At 56.1% G+C, this 18,941-nt stretch carries 16 protein-coding genes; 9 read left to right on the top strand and 7 right to left on the bottom strand.

Annotation, left to right across the window (positions count from 1 at the left end; all coding sequences use genetic code 11):
- Position 1: 1 nt before the first annotated feature.
- Entirely contained in the window at positions 2-547 is a 546-nt protein-coding gene (locus tag SP99_RS11135) for a winged helix DNA-binding protein (RefSeq protein WP_047958616.1), read from the bottom strand.
- 198 nt (positions 548-745) lie between these two features.
- Between SP99_RS11135 and SP99_RS11130 the strand changes: the two genes are divergently transcribed.
- Genes SP99_RS11130 through SP99_RS11120 form a run of 3 tightly spaced genes read left to right on the top strand, consistent with a single transcriptional unit; the run spans position 746 to position 3,456 of the window.
- Positions 746-1,468, top strand: a complete 723-nt coding sequence (locus SP99_RS11130; RefSeq protein WP_025756467.1) for a DUF969 domain-containing protein — start codon at positions 746-748, stop codon at positions 1,466-1,468.
- Positions 1,465-2,451, top strand: a complete 987-nt coding sequence (locus tag SP99_RS11125) for a DUF979 domain-containing protein (protein ID WP_047958615.1) — start codon at positions 1,465-1,467, stop codon at positions 2,449-2,451. The genes SP99_RS11130 and SP99_RS11125 overlap by 4 nt, the downstream gene beginning before the upstream one ends.
- 9 nt (positions 2,452-2,460) lie before the next feature.
- Complete coding sequence (locus tag SP99_RS11120) at positions 2,461-3,456, top strand: DUF2891 domain-containing protein (RefSeq protein WP_047958614.1); 996 nt, start codon at positions 2,461-2,463, stop codon at positions 3,454-3,456.
- Positions 3,457-3,547: 91 nt separating this feature from the next.
- Here SP99_RS11120 and SP99_RS11115 read toward each other — a convergent pair whose 3' ends face one another.
- The gene (locus SP99_RS11115; RefSeq protein ID WP_047958613.1) at positions 3,548-4,951 is read right to left on the bottom strand and encodes an MFS transporter; all 1,404 of its coding nucleotides are present in this window, start codon (positions 4,949-4,951) and stop codon (positions 3,548-3,550) included.
- 117 nt (positions 4,952-5,068) lie between these two features.
- On the opposite strand from SP99_RS11115, the gene SP99_RS11110 reads away from it, so the two are divergent.
- Positions 5,069-5,974: a LysR family transcriptional regulator gene (locus SP99_RS11110; protein WP_047958612.1), complete on the top strand. Its 906-nt coding sequence runs from the start codon at positions 5,069-5,071 to the stop codon at positions 5,972-5,974.
- A 3-nt stretch (positions 5,975-5,977) separates the two neighbouring features.
- On the opposite strand, the gene SP99_RS11105 is transcribed toward SP99_RS11110, so the two are convergent.
- A complete protein-coding gene (locus SP99_RS11105; RefSeq protein WP_047958611.1) occupies positions 5,978-7,432 on the bottom strand; it encodes a Cu(+)/Ag(+) sensor histidine kinase in 1,455 nt (484 codons plus the stop codon).
- Entirely contained in the window at positions 7,422-8,105 is a 684-nt protein-coding gene (locus tag SP99_RS11100; protein ID WP_047958610.1) for a copper/silver response regulator transcription factor, read from the bottom strand. The genes SP99_RS11105 and SP99_RS11100 overlap by 11 nt, the downstream gene beginning before the upstream one ends.
- A 160-nt stretch (positions 8,106-8,265) precedes the next feature.
- Here SP99_RS11100 and SP99_RS11095 point away from each other — a divergent pair, with 160 nt between their 5' ends.
- Genes SP99_RS11095 through yjjJ form a run of 5 tightly spaced genes read left to right on the top strand, consistent with a single transcriptional unit; the run spans position 8,266 to position 15,813 of the window.
- Positions 8,266-9,651, top strand: coding sequence for an efflux transporter outer membrane subunit (locus SP99_RS11095; RefSeq protein ID WP_047958609.1), 1,386 nt, complete (start codon positions 8,266-8,268; stop codon positions 9,649-9,651).
- 28 nt (positions 9,652-9,679) lie between these two features.
- Complete coding sequence (gene cusF / locus SP99_RS11090; protein ID WP_047958608.1) at positions 9,680-10,018, top strand: cation efflux system protein CusF; 339 nt, start codon at positions 9,680-9,682, stop codon at positions 10,016-10,018.
- A gap of 11 nt (positions 10,019-10,029) precedes the next feature.
- Positions 10,030-11,277 (top strand): efflux RND transporter periplasmic adaptor subunit, encoded by a 1,248-nt coding sequence (locus SP99_RS11085; RefSeq protein ID WP_047958607.1) that lies wholly within the window; start codon positions 10,030-10,032, stop codon positions 11,275-11,277.
- A gap of 10 nt (positions 11,278-11,287) precedes the next feature.
- Positions 11,288-14,464, top strand: a complete 3,177-nt coding sequence (gene silA, locus SP99_RS11080; protein ID WP_047958606.1) for a Cu(+)/Ag(+) efflux RND transporter permease subunit SilA — start codon at positions 11,288-11,290, stop codon at positions 14,462-14,464.
- A gap of 44 nt (positions 14,465-14,508) precedes the next feature.
- Complete coding sequence (gene yjjJ / locus SP99_RS11075; RefSeq protein ID WP_047958605.1) at positions 14,509-15,813, top strand: type II toxin-antitoxin system HipA family toxin YjjJ; 1,305 nt, start codon at positions 14,509-14,511, stop codon at positions 15,811-15,813.
- 28 nt (positions 15,814-15,841) lie between these two features.
- On the opposite strand, the gene SP99_RS11070 is transcribed toward yjjJ, so the two are convergent.
- The 3 genes from SP99_RS11070 to SP99_RS11060 form a co-directional block, all read right to left on the bottom strand.
- Complete coding sequence (locus tag SP99_RS11070; RefSeq protein WP_047958604.1) at positions 15,842-16,429, bottom strand: hypothetical protein; 588 nt, start codon at positions 16,427-16,429, stop codon at positions 15,842-15,844.
- Positions 16,430-16,516: 87 nt separating this feature from the next.
- On the bottom strand, positions 16,517-17,425 hold the full coding sequence (locus SP99_RS11065) for a LysR family transcriptional regulator (RefSeq protein ID WP_047958603.1): 909 nt from the start codon (positions 17,423-17,425) through the stop codon (positions 16,517-16,519).
- 195 nt (positions 17,426-17,620) lie between these two features.
- On the bottom strand, positions 17,621-18,658 hold the full coding sequence (locus tag SP99_RS11060; RefSeq protein WP_025756450.1) for an aldo/keto reductase: 1,038 nt from the start codon (positions 18,656-18,658) through the stop codon (positions 17,621-17,623).
- Positions 18,659-18,941: the final 283 nt, after the last annotated feature.

Below are 18,941 nucleotides of genomic sequence, written 5' to 3'. Positions count from 1 at the left end.
CTCAGAGTGATGCCGCCGCGCGGGCGGCGGTGTCATACAGGGAGGAGATCGTGCGTAACAGCTGCGCGGTTTCCCCAATCGATTTCCCGGCAATTCCGCTCTCCGCGTGGATCGCAATTAAACACGCTTCCCGAACGTCCCGGTACTTCATGCACAACGCTTTCCCCTCCTCGGTGGTGGAGAAAAAGAGCTCTTTGCCCGCTTTTTCACTCGTCACGTAGCCCGCTTTGACCAGCTTTTTCAGGGCGTAGGTCACCACGTGGGTATCTTCCACGTTGAGAACGAAACAGATATCGGCCAGCTTTTTCTTGCGATCGCGGTGGTTTACGTGATGCAGCAGCGAGACGTCAAAGGCGCCCATGTCGGGCTCGCCCGCTGCGGTCATGCAGCGCACCATCCATTTGTTGAAGGCGTTGCTGGTCATGATCAGCGCGTATTCCAGCTCTGACAGCTCCGCGCAGCGCTCGGACACCAGATGGCGGGAGGAGACGATCCGGCCGTCGTTGATATCGTCGTGATGGGGGCTAGCACTCTTTTCTGAAGTCATAACGTTCCTTAGCCAGAAATGTAAACTCATCGATAAAATAAGAACATTTTATTGATAAATTGTTTACATGTTTTTGAGGTTCAGATATAGCTTTTTAGCGCAGGTTTGCCAAACCTGACGAAAAACACAACATCGCTCGCCGCAAATTAAAAAAATAGCCGTCGGCGCGCAACGCTCACTTTCGATAGGGTAAACGTTATGGACGGTACTACGCTGTTGCCGCTGATCGGGATACCGATCGTGGTCATTGGTTTTGCACTGCGCTTCAACCCGCTGCTGGTAGTTGTGGTCGCGGGGCTGGCGACGGGTCTGCTGGTCGGTATGGATTTCGGCATGCTGCTGGAGACCTTCGGCGAGAAGTTCGTGAACAGCCGCTCGCTGGCCACCTTCATTCTGATCCTGCCGGTAATTGGTCTGCTGGAATATTACGGGCTTAAGGAGCGCGCCCAGGCCTGGGTGGCGAAGATCGCCAGCGCCACCTCGGCGCGCATTCTGATGCTTTACTTTGTGGCGCGTGAAGGCACCGCCGCGCTGGGGCTGATGTCGCTGGGCGGCCATGCTCAGACGGTCCGTCCGCTGCTGGCGCCGATGGCCGAAGGGGCGGCGCTGAACGAATACGGCGAACTGCCGCAGCACATCCGCGACAAAATCAAAGCCCATGCCGCCGCGTGTGACAATATCGCAGTTTTCTTCGGGGAAGATATCTTTATTGCCTTTGGCGCGGTGCTGCTGATTGACGCGTTCCTGAAAGAGAACGGCATTGAGGGTATCGAACCGCTGCATATTGGCCTGTGGGCCATTCCAACCGCCATTGCGGCATTGATTATTCATATGACGCGCCTGCTGCGCCTTGATGCCAGCATCCGTCGCGACGTCATGGCCTGGCGCGCCGAACAGGGTACGCAGGAGGCCGCGCAATGATGACGCTTATCTCCATTAACCGCGTGTATTACCTGATTGGCTTTGTCGTGATGCTGCTGGTTGTGATGACCCTGCGCGATCGCGCCAACCCGAAGCGTTTTACCACCGCGCTGTTCTGGTTCTTGTTTGGCGGGATCTTCCTGTTTGGCGACCTGATGGTGCAGGAGCTCGGTAAATCCCTGGCGTACCGCATCATCGGGGGTGGCGTCATTGTTATCGCGCTGCTGGCGGGCTTTGGCCTGGTGGGGAAAGGGCACTATAAAATGTCCACCGAGGAGGAGCGCGTCGCCTCTTCGAACAGACTGAAGAACTGGCTGTTCCTGCCCGCCCTGATGATCCCGGTGGTGACGGTGATCGGCACCCTGTTCCTGAAAGGGGTGTCGGTTGGCGGCGTGTTTCTGCTCGATCAGAAACAGCTCACCCTGGCGGCGCTTTGCGTGGCCTGCGTTGCGGCGATCCTTACCGGCTGGTGGCTGACCAAAGGCACGCCGCTGCATGCGGTTCGCCAGTCTCGTCGTCTGGTCGATACCATTGGCTGGGCGGTGATCCTGCCGCAGATGCTGGCCATGCTCGGTGGGGTCTTCGTGGTGGCGAACACGGGGGACTCGGTGCAAAAGGTGGTGAGCCTGTTTGTGAACCCGGATAACCGCTTTATGCTGGTGGTCATTTACTGCGTGGGTATGGCGCTGTTTACCATGATCATGGGCAACGCCTTTGCGGCCTTCCCGGTATTAAGTGCCGGTATCGCCTTGCCGTTCCTGATTAACGTGCATCACGGCAACCCGGCGCCGCTGCTGGCGATTGGCATGTACGCGGGCTATTGCGGCACGCTAATGACGCCGATGGCCGCGAACTTCAATATCGTTCCCGCCGCGCTGCTGGAGCTGAAGGACAAATATCAGGTGATCAAGATCCAGATCCCGACCGCGTTAACCCTGCTGGTGGTGAACGTGTTCTTAATGTATTTCCTCGTGTTTCGCTAAGGAGCTGTCATGGAATTAACGCAACATCAGGCTGACGCGTTTGCCCGCATGCCTTTGACCTATTTGCGCCAGGAATACCCGAACCACATCATGCACCTGCTGAATGATGATGGCGACGTGCTGCCGCCGCGTGAACTGCACCCGATTTTCTACGGCTGTTTCGACTGGCACTCTGCGGTGCACGGATACTGGCTGCTGCTGCGCTGCGTGCGTCTCTATCCCGACTTGCCGTGCCGGGAAGCGATCGTCGCGCTTTTCGACGAGCACCTGACCGAAGAGAACGTGGCGAAGGAGCTGGCCTATTTCACCGCGCCGTTCCGCGCCTCGTTTGAGCGGCCGTATGGCTACGGCTGGCTGCTGGCGCTGGCTCAGGAGTTAAAACAGTCGTCGTTGCCGCAGGCCGCAGGCTGGTATCAGACGCTGGCGCCGCTCACCCAGGACATTCGCAACCGGCTGGTGGATTATCTTGCAAAGCTCACCTATCCGATCCGCGTCGGGACGCACTACAACACGGCATTTGCGCTCGCGCTGGCGCTCGATTATGCCCGAGCCGTAGAAGACAGCGCGCTTGAGCAGGCTATTCTGTCCTCAGCCGAGCGGTTTTATCTTGCCGACACGCGCTATCCGGCCCACTACGAACCCGGCGGTGATGAGTATATTTCCGGCGCGCTGACGGAAGCGCTGCTGATGAGCAAAGTATCAAAGGATTTCCCGGCATGGTTTGACGCGTTTCTGCCGGATGTTGGCTCCGTTGCGGCACTGATGAACCCGGCAGAGGTGAGCGATCGTACCGACCCGAAAATTGCCCATCTTGACGGGTTAAACCTCAGCCGCGCGTGGTGCATGAAGCACATTGCGAAAGCGCTTCCTGCCAGCCACCCGGCGCAACCGGCGCTGCGTGATGCGGTGGCGAAACACCTGACGGCGAGCGTCGGACATGTGGTGGGCAGCCACTACAGCGGGGGACACTGGCTGGCGAGCTTTGCGCTGCTGGCGCTGGAGTAAACCATTGCGCCGTCTTTCTTGCCGGGTGGCGCTGCGCTTACCCGGCCTATAAAACCCGTAGGTCCGTGCAAGCATAGCGCCGCAGGGCGAATCAGGCTGATGCCCTCACCGCCGGGCGCAGCCTGCTCAGGCTAAACAACACCGATCCCGTCGAGGCGATGACGGCTATCCACAGTGCAACCTGGATGGCATGTTGATGGTCCCATCCCGCCGTCGCGGCCAGCAGTACGCCCACCGCGGCGGCGCCGAGACACTGGCCAAACGTCCTGACGATAGACAACACTCCTGAGGCATAGCTGGCATATTCCCGCGCCACGTTAGAGAGCATCTCCCGGTTATTGGGGCTCTGGAAGCAGCCAAACCCAATCCCGCAAACCAGACTGCGCAGGCAGATATTCCATGCGGAAGGGCTGTCTGGCAACGTCGCCAGCAGGACCAATCCACCGACAAAAATCATCAGCCCGAGGGTCGAGATCAGCGGCGCGGAAAGGCTATCTGCCCAGCGCCCCGCATGCGGCGCGATGAGCACAATGCCAATCGGCCACGGGGTGAACAGCAGTGCGGAAACCACCGGGCTGTAGCCATACACGCTCTGAAACAGGAAAGGCAGCGCGACAAACGTGATCCCCTGGCTCACAAACGACGCCAGCGAGGTCAGCGCGGCGAGGGTGAAACGTGCGTTTTTGAACATCACGGGCGGCAGGATGGGACTGTGCGCGCGACGGACATGCCAGATAAAGGCGAGGGCACTTACCAGAGCAAGTACGCCCCAGCACACGGTGGCCCGGTTAAGGTGTTGCGTTACATGCTGAAGGCTGTCGGCCATCATGATCGCGGAACCTAACAGCACGGCGGAAAGCACGGCGCCCGGTGCATCAAAGGGCGATCGATCAGTAGCCGAAGCCCGCGGCAGGGCCCGCCATGCCAGCAGCAGAGCGATACTGCCCGGAATAATGTTAATGGCGAACAGCCACTGCCAGCTCAGGGCGTCCAGTATTGTTCCGCCGAGAACCGGGGCAATCGCCGTACTGGAGGCGATAAGCAGGGCGTGCAGCCCCAGAATGCGGCCAAGCAGTCGACCCGGGAAAACGGAACGCAGGATCGCCGGGGCGATACTGAGGGTGGCCGCGCCGCCGACACCCTGCAGAATACGCATCCCGGTTAACATCTCCGGCGTGGTTGCCAGTGCGCAGCCGAGTGAGGTGAGCGTAAAGGTGGCGAGCCCGGCCAGAAAGACCGGGCGATAGCCCACACGTGCCGCCAGCGCCGCGAAGATGGCTAGCGTCATCGCCGCGGAGAGCAGATAACCGTTGGCGAACCACACCGCGATATTCGCAGGAACCGCCATGGCCTCAGCCATCGAGGGGAGCGCAATGTTGATCATGGTCCCGTCAAACACGCCCATCAGCGTGGTGGTCATGACGGCGGCCAGGACCCGGGCGCGTTCATGCCCGGGTAAACCTTCATCGCCGGGCTGGTTTGAAAATAGCGTCATCGTCGTCACTCCAGAGAAGAATATTGATGACGAAACTATATTCATGCGCTATACAGGGCGGAAGACGCAGCAATTGCACTTTATTAATGCATGTAACGCCCTATCTGAGGATTCACCGTGTCCGATCCTGATTTTAACCTTCTGGTTGCGCTCGATATTTTGCTGGCAGAAGCCAGCGTGGCGGGTGCGGCGCGACGTTTAAACCTGAGCACCTCCGCCATGAGCCGTACCCTTAGCCGGCTGCGGGAGGTGACCGGCGATCCTATTCTGGTGCGGGCCGGGCGTCATATGGTCCTGACGCCCTGGGCAGAAGCCACCCGGGACCGCGCCAGAAGCGCCGTGTATGAGGCAAGGGCGGTGCTCCAGCCCTCCACTGAAACGCTGAAGGTGGAAAGCCTTGAGCGGTTGTTCACCATCCGCGCGAACGATGGTTTCGTGGTGGCGTTTGGACCGCTGCTGATTGCCGCGGTGGCGAGCGTTGCTCCCGGGGTCTGTATTCGTTTCTCGCCGAAACCTGAAAAAACGTCGCGCTATTTGCGGGAGGGGCTTGTCGATCTGGAGATTGGCGTACAGGGCAATATGGGGCCTGAAATACGTCTGCAAAGACTCTTTCAGGACCGGTTCGTTGGCGCGGTGCGCAAGGGGCATCCGCTGTCGTCACAGCCGGAGGTCAGCCTGAGTGACTACATTGCCTGGGGGCATGTGCTGGCTTCGCCTGACGGCTCGTTACGCGGTTTTGTCGATGAGGCGCTGGCGGAACGGGGGATGAAACGCAAGGTCGCAAGCGTAGTGCCCGGTTTTCCGACGGCGTTATCCGTGGCGCTGGCGTCCGATCTGATTGCCATGGTACCGGCGCTGTACCTGCTCAATCAGCCGATGTCAGAGCGCGTACACGTCTTTGAACTGCCGTTTAAGACCCGCACCATTACGGTTTCACAGATGTGGCATCCGCGTATGGAGCGGGATCCGGGGCATCGCTGGCTCAGGGAAAAGGTCCTTGAGGTGTGCCGCACGGTTTGCTGACGCTCAGGGCACTTTTCCCGGTACGGTGAGGATGAAGCGCGTCGACTCCGAGTCCGATTCGACGCGGACTTTTCCGTGGTGCGCGGTGACGATGGATTTCACGATCGCAAGCCCAATCCCGCTGCCTTCCCCCTTACGCTGCCTGGACGGATCGACGCGGTAAAAGCGGTCAAAAAGCTTCGACAGATGCACCTGCGGGATCGGCGTGCCGGGGTTTTCTGTGACCAGCTCAACGTCGTTACCCCGTTTGCTGATGGAGACCGTCACCGTTTTCCCTGTTGGGGTATAGCGCAGGGCGTTGGATAACAGGTTATTGATGGCTCTTCTGAACATCTGCGGGTCGCCTTCTATCAGGCAGGGCACGCCGTGAAACGTCAGCGTGATGTGGCGTTCTTCCGCCCAGGCCTCAAAGAACTCGAAAACTTTTAGCACCTCTGCGCCGAGGTCAAACAGCACCCGGTCAGGGATCAGCTGGTTGTTGTCCGCCTGTGCGAGAAAAAGCATATCGCTGACCATCCGGGTCATTCGGTTGTACTCTTCCAGGCTGGAGTAGAGAACATCTTCCAGCTCCTTTTGCGTCCGGTGCTGACTCAGCGCAATTTCCGTTTGCGTCACCAGGTTGGTGATGGGGGTTCTTATTTCATGCGCGATATCGGCGGAAAAATTGGCCTGCCGGGTAAAGACATCTTCAATTTTCCCCATCATCTGGTTGAACGAGATCACCAGCTGTTCCAGCTCAACGGGCACGCGAGACGGCTCCAGACGCGCGTCCAGATTTTCCGAGGTGATATTTTTAATGGCGTTACTGACGTTACGCAGGGGTAAATGTCCCTGGCGAACCGCGATGCGAATGATGAGCACAATCAGCACGCTAATCACCGCGGCAATCGCGAACAGGTTCTTTTTCAGCGCCTCAAGATAGTGAAGATGAAAATTAATAGAGAGCCCGATCAGCATAACGTAGTTCTGCGTTTTGCCCTGCAGCGTCGCCGTTCCTGAAGAGGCGATAATCCGGTAGGTTTCCATCTTCATGTCGGACCCGGCATGCATGGCCATGTCCGGGTCATCGACCGTCCAGAGAAACACATCCTGTGCCTGACGGTGTTGGCTAAAGTTCGCCGTGTTCATCGCCGGGCGTAATGCTGCGCCTTGTGCCGAGCTGAAGAGGGTATTGCCCTGCGGATCCAGAAGCAGGACGGCAACGTTGCGGTAGCCGGCAAGCGACTCTTTGAGCTTGCTGATTTTCTTTTGATCGGGATCGGCCGGGGACTGCAGTATGCGGTGCATCGCGCTGCTGATTTGTTGCAGGTCGCTGACGTCCTGCTCGGCGAAATGCTTTTCGACGGAATGCAGCATAAACCAGGTAAAGGCGAAGAAGGCCAGTAGCGTGGAGAGGCTGATAAAAAAGGTCAGCCGCAGGGCGAGAGAAAAAGGGCGCCTGGGAAGCTTAACGGGCATCCGGCACCTCCAGCATATAGCCCACGCCGCGCACCGTCTGAATCAGTTTGGGTTCAAAATCGCTATCGATTTTTGCGCGCAGCCGCTTAACCGCGACATCTATTGCGTTTGTGTCGCTGTCAAAGTTCATGTCCCACACCTGGGAAGCAATCAGGGAACGGGGAAGCACCTCGCCCTGATGACGCAGGAAAAACTCCAGCAGGCTGAACTCTTTGCTGGTGAGCTGAATGCGACTCCCGGCCCGGCTCACTTTTCTCGACACGAGGTCAACCGTCAGGTCTGCCGCCTGAAGCTGGCTTTCTGCAATCACCGTATTCCCGCGCCTTAGCAGCGTTCTGACCCGGGCGAGCAGCTCCGCAAAGGCGAAAGGCTTAATCAGGTAATCATCAGCGCCCAGCTCAAGTCCTTTTACCCGGTGTTCTATCGTCCCGAGGGCGGTCAGCAGCAGTATGGGCATCCCCTTGCCGGCAGCACGGAGCATGCGGACGATATCCCAGCCGTTTACATCGGGCAGCATGATATCCAGAATCAGCAGGTCATATTCCGCCGTCATGGCGAGGTGGTACCCGGTCAGGCCATTATCCGCGTGGTCCACGACAAACCCCGCTTCCGTCAGCCCTTTGCTGAGGTATTCCCCGGTTTTCATTTCATCTTCAACGATCAGTATTTTCATCTTGCTCCCCAGACTGGCTGCTGAAGACATTCTAGTGAGCCCGGGATCGTTCACAATGACTTATGCCAAAAATGACAGCATTGTCATTATCCTGTCACCGGTCAAACAGGATGCGTTCAGTAGAGTAACCCTAAAAATACTCTGGACTTCATGAACCATTATGTTCCTGTTAAAACGACTCAGCATCAGTGTGGTATTTATCCTGGCAGGCTGCGTTTCGCTGGCCCCTGAATACCAGCGCCCGGCGTCACCGGTACCCCAGCAGTTTTCGCTCTCGCGTAACAGCCTGACGACCGTGGCGGCCGGGTATCAGGACACCGGCTGGCGCAACTTCTTCGTCGACCCGCAGATATCAGGATTGATTGAAGAAGCCCTGAAAAATAACCGCGATGTAAAAATGGCCGCCCTGAAGGTTGAAGAGGCCCGGGCGCAGTTCAGCGTGACCGATGCGGATCGTTATCCTCAGCTAAACGCCTCCTCGGGAATCACCTACAGCGGTGGGCTGAAAAGTGACAAACCCGCCACGCAGCAGTACGACGCCGGTCTGGCGCTTAGCTACGAACTCGACTTTTTCGGCAAGCTGAAGAACCTGAGTGATGCCGACCGACAAAACTTTTTCGCCAGCGAAGAGGCCCGCCGCGCGGTGCATATTCTGCTTGTCTCGAACGTGTCGCAGAGCTATTTCAACCAGCAGCTGGCGTATAAACAGCTGCGCGTTGCCCGGGAAACGCTGAACAACTACCAGCAATCGTATGCTTTCGTTGAGCAACAGCTGGTTACGGGCAGCACCAACGTGCTGGCGCTGGAGCAGGCCCGGGGACAGATTGAAAGTACTCAGGCAGATATTGCCAAAAGAGAGGGGGAGCTGGCGCAGGCCAACAATGCCCTGCAGCTGCTTCTCGGCACGTATCGCACGCTGCCGGGCGACGGCGGGATGAACGCCCGCGACATTGCGCCGGTAAAGCTGCCACCCCATCTTTCATCGGCAATCCTGCTGCAGCGTCCGGATATTATGGAGGCGGAGTATCAGCTTAAAGCGGCCGATGCGAATATCGGCGCGGCGCGCGCCGCCTTTTTCCCGTCCATATCCCTGACCAGCGGCCTTTCAACAGGCAGCACGGAATTATCCAGTCTCTTTTCCGCCGGGAGTGGCATGTGGAACGTTATTCCCAAAATAGACATTCCCATTTTTAATGCCGGCAGAAATAAAGCCAACCTGAATCTCGCCGAAATTCGCCAGCAGCAGTCGGTTGTGAATTACGAGCAAAAAATTCAGGCCGCCTTTAAACAGGTCGCCGACGCGCTTGCGCTGCGGGACAGCCTCAGCCAGCAGCTTGCAGCGCAGCAGCGGTATCTTGATTCGCTAAACATCACCCTGCAGCGTGCCAGAGGGTTATATACCAGCGGCGCGGTGAGCTATATCGAAGTATTAGACGCGGAACGCTCGCTGTTTTCCACGCAGCAAACCATTCTCGATCTTACTTATGCCCGACAGGTTAATGAAATTAATCTCTTCACCGCGCTGGGCGGCGGTTGGGTCGAATAACCTCATTTAATTAAAAAGGAAATTAAACATGCGCAATTCACTTAACGTCGTTGTATTTGGGGCAATTATTCTGTTTTCTGTCGGCCTTCAGGCTGAGGTTCATCAGCACGCGGAGATGAGCACTGCCAGCGAAGGTGCCTCTGAGCAGGTCATCACCGGAACCGGCATTGTGAAGGACATTGATCTGACGAACAAAAAAGTGACGATTTCTCATGAAGCCATCCCGGAAATTGGCTGGCCCGCGATGACCATGCGTTTTACTTTTATGCAGGCCGACGCGAGTATTACTGCCTTAAAAGTCGGCAGCCACGTGAATTTCTCGTTTGTTCAGCAGGGCAATCTCTCTGTACTCAAGAGTATTAAATAGCGAGAAACGGCATGGCTTCTTTAAAAATAAAATATGCCGCCACGATTATCACCAGCCTTATTGCAGGAGGGCTGATAGCCGTGACGGCATGGCAGACGATGCACTCATCGACAACGCCCGAAAATAGCACATCTGAAAGAAAGGTGCTTTTCTGGTATGACCCGATGAAGCCCGACGTTAAATTCGATAAGCCCGGTAAATCGCCGTTTATGGATATGGATCTGGTGCCGAAGTATGCCGATGAGAATGATAAAAGCAGTGCCGGGATCCGTATTGATCCAACCCAGGTCCAGAACCTGGGATTAAAAACGCAAAAGGTCACGCGCGGAACGCTGAATTATGTCCAGACGATCCCGGCGAACGTCAGCTATAACGACTATCAGTTTGTCATTGTGCAGGCGCGCGCGGAAGGGTTCGTTGAGAAAGTGTATCCGCTGACCCTCGGCGATAAGGTGAAAAAGGGCACGCCGCTGATCGATCTTACAATCCCGGACTGGGTCGAGGCCCAAAGCGAGTTTCTGCTCCTCTCCGGCACCGGCGGTACGCCCACGCAGATAAAAGGGGTACTGGAACGGCTCAGGCTGGCCGGTATGCCGGATGAGGATATTCAGCGACTGCGTGCGACCCGCACTATCCAGACCCGGTTTACCATCAAGGCGCCGATCGACGGGGTTATTACCGCCTTTGACCTGCGCACCGGCATGAATATTTCGAAAGATAAGGTGGTGGCGCAGATTCAGGGGATGGATCCGGTCTGGATCAGCGCGGCCGTCCCTGAGTCGATTGCTTATCTGCTGAAAGACACCTCGCAGTTTGCCATAACGGTACCGGCCTGGCCGGATACCGCCTTCCCGGTTGAAAAATGGAATCTTCTGCCGAGTGTGGACCAAACCACCCGTACGCTGCAGGTGCGCCTGCAGGTTTCAAACAAAGATGAACTGCTGAAGCCGGGCATGAATGCGTACCTGACGCTGAATACCCACAGTCAGGAGATGCTGCTGATCCCGTCTCAGGCCGTTATTGATACCGGCAAAGAGCAGCGCGTCATTACCGTTGATGCAGAGGGGCGCTTTGTGCCGAAACCGATCCACGTTCTGCATGAATCTCAGCAACAGTCCGCTATCGGTTCTGGCCTTAAAGAAGGGGAGTCAGTGGTGGTCAGCGGTCTGTTCCTGATTGACTCTGAGGCCAATATTACCGGCGCGCTGGAGCGTATGCGTCACGCTGAATCCGCTGCCGACGCGCATTCAGGCCATTAAGGAGGCGATGATGATTGAATGGATTATCCGGCGGTCTGTCGCCAACCGTTTCCTGGTCATGATGGGCGCACTGTTTCTCAGCGTCTGGGGAACATGGACTATCATCAACACGCCTGTCGATGCCTTGCCCGATCTGTCTGATGTTCAGGTGATTATCAAAACGAGCTACCCCGGCCAGGCCCCGCAGATTGTGGAAAACCAGGTGACCTATCCGCTCACCACCACCATGCTGTCGGTTCCCGGCGCAAAGACCGTACGCGGCTTTTCTCAGTTTGGTGATTCGTATGTGTATGTCATTTTTGAAGACGGGACCGATCTGTACTGGGCCCGTTCTCGCGTGCTGGAGTACCTGAACCAGGTTCAGGGCAAACTGCCCGCTGGCGTGAGCTCTGAAATCGGCCCGGATGCCACGGGCGTGGGCTGGATCTTTGAATATGCGCTGGTGGATCGCAGTGGAAAGCACGATCTCGCCGAGTTGCGCTCACTGCAGGACTGGTTCCTGAAGTTTGAGCTGAAAACTATCCCGAACGTTGCTGAGGTGGCATCGGTGGGCGGCGTGGTGAAGCAGTATCAGATCCAGGTCAACCCGCTTAAACTTGCCCAGTACGGCATCAGCCTGCCCGAAGTTAAGCAGGCCCTTGAGTCGTCTAACCAGGAGGCTGGTGGGTCGTCAGTTGAAATGGCGGAAGCGGAGTATATGGTCCGCGCCAGCGGCTATCTGCAGACGATGGAGGATTTCAATAACATCGTCCTGAAAACCGGCGAAAACGGCGTACCGGTTTACCTGCGCGACGTTGCCCGCGTACAAACGGGGCCGGAAATGCGCCGCGGCATCGCCGAGCTTAACGGGCAGGGAGAAGTGGCGGGTGGGGTGGTGATCCTGCGTTCTGGCAAAAACGCGCGTGAGGTCATTTCGGCGGTAAAAGACAAACTGGAGACGCTGAAGGCCAGCCTGCCGGAAGGCGTTGAGATTGTGACGACTTACGATCGCAGCCAGCTCATCGACCGGGCCATTGATAACCTGAGCGGCAAGCTTCTCGAAGAGTTTATTGTGGTGGCCATCGTCTGCGCGCTGTTCCTCTGGCACGTCCGTTCCGCGCTGGTGGCAATTATCTCTCTGCCGCTTGGCCTGTGTATCGCCTTTATCGTCATGCGCTTCCAGGGGCTGAATGCCAATATTATGTCCCTGGGCGGCATTGCCATTGCCGTGGGGGCGATGGTGGACGCCGCCATCGTGATGATTGAAAACGCGCATAAACGGCTGGAAGAGTGGGATCATCAGCATCCCGGTGAAGATATTGACAACGCCACGCGCTGGAAAGTGATCACCAACGCCTCCGTGGAAGTGGGGCCCGCGCTGTTTATCAGCCTGCTGATTATCACCCTGTCGTTCATTCCCATTTTTACCCTTGAGGGGCAGGAAGGGCGATTGTTTGGTCCACTGGCCTTCACAAAAACCTACGCCATGGCGGGGGCGGCCGCGCTGGCTATTATCGTCATTCCGATTCTGATGGGGTTGTGGATCCGGGGGAAAATCCCCGCAGAGAACAGTAACCCGCTGAACCGGCTGCTGATTAACGCCTATCATCCGCTGCTGCTTAAGGTACTCCAGTGGCCAAAAACAACCCTGCTGGTTGCGGGCTTGTCCATCTTCACGGTTATCTGGCCGCTGAGCCAGGTGGGCGGTGAGTTTCTGCCGAAGATCAACGAAGGTGATCTGCTGTATATGCCGTCGACGTTGCCCGGCGTCTCTCCGGCAGAAGCGGCGGCGCTCCTGCAAACCACGGACAAACTGATCAAAACCGTGCCTGAGGTGGCGTCCGTTTTTGGCAAGACCGGAAAAGCAGAAACGGCAACGGACTCCGCGCCGCTCGAAATGGTGGAAACCACTATCCAGCTCAAACCTGAAGATCAGTGGCGGCCCGGCATGACGATTGACAAAATTGTTGAGGAGCTCGACCGGACCGTTCGTTTGCCCGGTCTGGCTAACCTCTGGGTTCCGCCTATTCGCAACCGCATTGATATGCTCTCGACCGGGATCAAAAGCCCGATTGGTATCAAGGTGTCAGGAACCGTGCTGTCGGATATTGACGCCACGGCGCAGAGCATTGAAGCCGTCGCCAGAACGGTGCCGGGGGTGGTGTCTGCCCTGGCAGAGCGTCTGGAAGGCGGGCGCTACATTGATATCGATATTAACCGGGAAAAAGCCTCCCGCTACGGGATGACGGTGGGCGATGTGCAGCTATTTGTTTCATCCGCTATTGGCGGTGCGACGGTGGGTGAAACGGTGGAAGGCGTTGCCCGGTATCCAATTAATATTCGCTATCCTCAGGACTACCGGAACAGCCCGGGCGCATTGAGGCAGATGCCGATCCTGACGCCAATGAAACAGCAGATTACGCTGGGTGATGTTGCAGAGATTAACGTCGTTTCAGGCCCAACGATGCTGAAAACGGAAAATGCCCGCCCTGCGAGCTGGATCTATATCGATGCCCGCGGCAGGGATATGGTGTCCGTGGTGAACGACATTAAGACGGCCATCGCGCAGAACGTAAAACTGAGGCCGGGAACCAGCGTGTCCTTCTCCGGGCAGTTTGAACTGCTTGAGCATGCCAATAAGAAGCTGAAGCTAATGGTGCCGATGACGGTGATGATCATCTTCATTCTGCTCTATCTGGCGTTCCGTCGCGTGGATGAGGCGTTGCTGATCCTGATGAGCCTGCCGTTCGCGCTGGTCGGCGGGATATGGTTCCTGTACTGGCAGGGCTTCCATATGTCTGTAGCAACCGGCACCGGGTTTATCGCCCTGGCCGGGGTGGCGGCAGAGTTTGGGGTGGTCATGCTGATGTATTTGCGTCATGCCATTGAAGCGCATCCGGCGTTGGCACAGCGTGAGACGTTTACAGAGCAGGGGCTTGATGACGCCCTTTACCATGGCGCCGTGCTGCGCGTGCGGCCAAAGGCGATGACCGTCGCGGTGATCATTGCGGGCCTGCTGCCCATTCTCTGGGGGAGCGGCGCAGGGTCAGAGGTCATGAGCCGTATAGCGGCGCCGATGATTGGCGGGATGATTACGGCGCCGCTGTTATCGCTGTTTATTATTCCAGCGGCGTACAAGCTAATCTGGCTGCGCAGGCAGAAAACACCCACGGCGGTTCGTGAAGATGACAGAGGGGTCAATACCTGATAAATTAGCTATTCAATAAGCTATTCATAAAGCGATTCAAAGCCATGATAAATCGATCCGAAACGCTACGACAACTGCTGAGGCAAGGCCCCATATCGGTAAGGCAACTTACTGATATTATGGGGATTAGTCAGCCAACCGTTTCGCGATCGATTAAAGCGCTTGGCGATGAGGTTGTTCGTATTGGCTCAGGTCCATCTATTCACTATGTGCTACGTGATGCGCATCGCGGGTTCAGTTCGGCTCCCGTTTATCGCATAACGGAAGAGGGTACGGTAAAACCGCTGGGTAAACTCGTTCCGGTTTATCCTGACGGCTTTGTGATGGAGCAAACGGACAATATATGCCTCCATAGCGATGGATTGCCGTGGTGGTTGTTTGACATGCGGCCTCAGGGATACCTTGGCCGGGCGTATGCATCCCGATTTTCATCCGAACTGGGCCTGCCGCCGAATCCAGAGAACTGGAGTGACACTGACGTTATCCGGGCTTTGCTGGCTCACGGGCACGATGCGGTGGGGAACCTGTTAATTGGAGAACAGGCGCGGAATCATTTTGTCGAGATGCCGTCGCCTGTTGCCGTGGAGCGGGCAACCGCTTATCCGTCTCTGGCCCAGGCTGTGAGCGCCGGCGATGTACCGGGCTCTTCTGCAGGCGGCGAGCAGCCAAAATTCTGCACTTACACAGAGCGTGGCCATGTCATTGTGAAGTTCACGGCACCGGACGATAACCCTGTAAGCGAACGCTGGCGAGACCTGCTGCTGGCGGAACATCTGGCGTTAAGGGTGCTTGGCGTCGAAACAGCAGTGTTTGATTTTGGCGGACAGCGCTTCCTTGAGATCCCGCGGTTCGATCGTACGGGACCACTTGGTCGTAAAGGGCTCTTTTCTTTACGTGCGCTTGAGGCGGAGTTTGTCGGCCGGGCAAGAGAAACCTGGCCGGTACTGGTGAACGAGCTGGCAAAGCAGGGTTGTGTTCACCCGGACGCGGTCGCCAGTACGGCAAGGCTTTGGGCGTTTGGCACGCTGATCGGCAATACCGACATGCACCACGGTAATTTGTCGTTTATCAGTTCCCATGGACGACCTTACGATCTTGCGCCAGCCTATGACATGTTGCCCATGGGCTTCGCACCGAAATCAGGAGGCGCACTGGTGAATATGCTGCGTCCGGTTACGCTTATCGACGCGGTCGCAGGAGAAATCTGGCATGAAGCGCTGGAGCTGGCTGAGCGTTTTTATGCTCTGGCCAGTGATTGCCGCTGTTTCTCTGCCAGTTTCTCGCCATGTCTTGCGGCATTGCGCAGCCATCTGGACGAGGCGAGGTCAAGGATATCGCGTCTGGGATAATGGGGCGGGATGTTTACGAGGGGCAGGCTTAGCGTGGCATATGTGCATCGCGAGTCTGTCTGATCAGCTTGCGCCAGGCGCGATTATGCAGAGTAAATAGCAGCATTTTATAAAAGGCTGTGGAGAGGATAGCACTACCACTAAGCAATAACATGACGATACTCACCAGTGCCGCAGTCAGACTGACGCCCGGAAAAGGGCTACCGCTCAGCGCGGCCAGCAGATAGGCTGCCGTTAATACCAGGCTTATCACCGCCAGCGCAAGGTGTATACGTACGGCGCGCATGCTGCCTTTGCCAATCATGAACATCGTCACGCCGTTGATGCCAGCGAAAAGCAGGGCGACCAGCACAACCCACACGAATACGCGTTCAGCTGGCTGCCCGAGTGCGGCGAGTACCCCATAGCCCAACCACAGCTGCGGAATGGCGAAACTGACAATCACCCCGAGCGTACTGATCGCTGCCGGAATACCCATGGTATGTAGTCCCACAGACTTACCCATCTGTTCGGACAATTGTGTCTTTAACTGCTGCAGCTGTGTCGGGGAGGCATTGCTCATGCTGTCGGCCAGCGCGTTACAGTGTTTCAGACGAAGGGATAAAATTTTAATCATTTGATTATACGGCTTTTAAAAGAGTGAAGGATATCCGCTACGGGGCGATAAAGACGGCATCGCATCGTCCCGCATGGAAGCGCTATTTCACAACCCCAGCGGTCTGGCCTCCTGTATGAACTCAATCAGAAGGCGAAGCCCGGTCGGCAGTTGCCGGCGGCTTGAATAATAGATATAAAAACCTTCCTCCAGCGGGGACCATTCCGTAAGCACCAGGCGGAGCCGTCCATCCTTCACATAGGGTGCAACAAGAGGCTCCGGAAAATACATCAGGCCGGCTCCGCCTAAGACGGCGACAAGGCCCGTTTCAGCCTGGTTGACCGTCACAGAGCCAGGCATAGTGATTTGGTACGTTTCGCCGTCTCGTTCAAGTTCCCAGCGATAAATCCGATCGTCGCCGAGACGATTGCTTATACAGCGATGGTGTAATAAATCATCAGGATGTTCAGGCGTTCCGTAACGTTCCAGGTAGTCTGGGGATGCGGCGATAACCCAGCGAATATCGGCAGATAAACGCCGGGCAACCATGTCTCCCGGGACGGTGCCACCATAGCGGATACCGGCATCGAAGCCCGCGTCAGTGACGTCAACCATACGGTTGCTGGCCACAATATCGATTTCAATATCGGGATAGCGATCCATAAACGCGGGCATTACCGGCGCAAGCAAAAGATTGGCCGCTTCAACGGCTGCATTGATGCGGATACGCCCGCCAGGGGTATTACGATACTTGTTAAGCGATTCAAGTGCGCCTTCTATCGTGTCGAAAGGCTGAAGGACAGACTGAACCAGTTCTTCACCTGCTGCCGTAGGGGTGACGCTCTTGGTCGTGCGATTAAGCAGGCGAACCCCGAGCCGGGTTTCCAGTCCCTTCAGGGCATGACTAAGCGCTGATGCACTGACACCTAATTCAATCGCCGCACGGCTGAAACTGCGATGACGTGCAATAGCCATGAAATAAATGAGATCGGCGACATCAGCTCTGCTTATTTGCATACAGAATCCTTTTCCTTGTGCCTTAACGCCCGACTGCGTTGATATGGAAATGATATACACCATAGACCGATTAGCGCTAATCCGTTGCTGAATTTTTTTCACAAGTCCATCCACTTATCGCCTCTCCCTGAAAACGGTGTGCTTCGTTATTCTTGAAAATAATGAGACCCGGCAACGCCGGGCCAGGGAAGGGTGTTAACGGTTCTGTATTGCTGAAGGCGGCGTGAGTGAAGGGGGAGTATCAGGAAGCGGGGGAATGATCCCGTCGACGGGGTGCGGCAGATAGAGTGCCTCGAGTTCCGTGATTTCAGCATCGCTAAGTGAAAAGTCCAGTGCGCTGATAGCCGTGGAAAGATGTTCTGGTTTGGTCGCGCCAATGATCGGGGCAGTGATGACCGTTTTTGATAACAACCATGCAATTGCGACATGAGCTCTTGGCACATCGTGCTTTTCGGCAATTCTGGCAACAACATCAATAACGGGCTTATCCAGAAGGGCTGCGTTCTCGTACATTTTTAATGCAAAGGCATCGTTTTGCGTTCGTCGGGACGTGACACTCCAGTCGCGCGTAAGCCTGCCGCGCGCCATCGGACTCCAGGGGATCACTCCAACGCCCTGGTCTTCACACAGGGGCAGCATCTCGCGCTCTTCTTCCCGGTAAAGCAGGTTGTATTGCGGTTGCATCGTAATAAATCGGGTCCAGCCGTTACGCTCTGCAGTATGCTGCATTTTTGCAAAGCGCCAGGCTTCCATAGATGATGCGCCGATGTAACGTACTTTTCCTGATTTAACGAGGTCATGCAGAGCCTCCATGGTCTCTTCAACAGGCGTGGAGTGGTCAAAGCGGTGAATCTGAAAGAGATCCACATAATCCATACCTAAGCGCGTCAGGCTATCGTCAATAGACTGAAAAATGGCCTTGCGGGAAAGAAAACCCGTATTGGGTGAGTTGCGCCACGGAAAGAAGGTCTTTGTCGCCACAACGATCTCATCGCGTCTGGCCATTTCTCTCAGCGCTTTTCCTGTGATCTCTTCAGAACTTCCGCCCGAGTAGATATTCGCGGTATCAAAAAAATTAATGCCTGCTTCAAGCGCCTGACGGATGAGCGGCCGTGATGCCTTTTCATCCAGGGACCAGGGTTGAGGCAGGCGTTCCGGTTCACCATAGCTCATACAACCGAGGCAAAGACGGGAGACTTTCAAACCGCTACGACCAAGATTCACATACTTCATTCAGTGTTCCTTCTTTTTATTGCCAGCAATTCTGTATACGACAGGGTATTGCACTAACATGAAGGGAACCAGCATGCGCCATCGAATGGTGTTGTGAGCTTTTTTCACTAATGGTCGTAATCGTTATTCATATCATCATTCCTGAAATCATTTAACGCAGTACGACAGACCTAATGGATTAAAAGGGGGGACCTCAAAATTCACAACATGCTGATTTCTGGAACCGTATGATAATCGACCCACAAAGCCTATTTAACATAATATACATTATGCGCACCAATGA

It is taken from the genome of Enterobacter sp. BIDMC92 (genome assembly GCF_001030225.1).
Taxonomy (GTDB): domain Bacteria; phylum Pseudomonadota; class Gammaproteobacteria; order Enterobacterales; family Enterobacteriaceae; genus Enterobacter; species Enterobacter sichuanensis.
The sequence above is the reverse complement of the archived record's forward strand: the minus strand, read 5'-3'. Positions and strand labels throughout refer to the sequence as shown.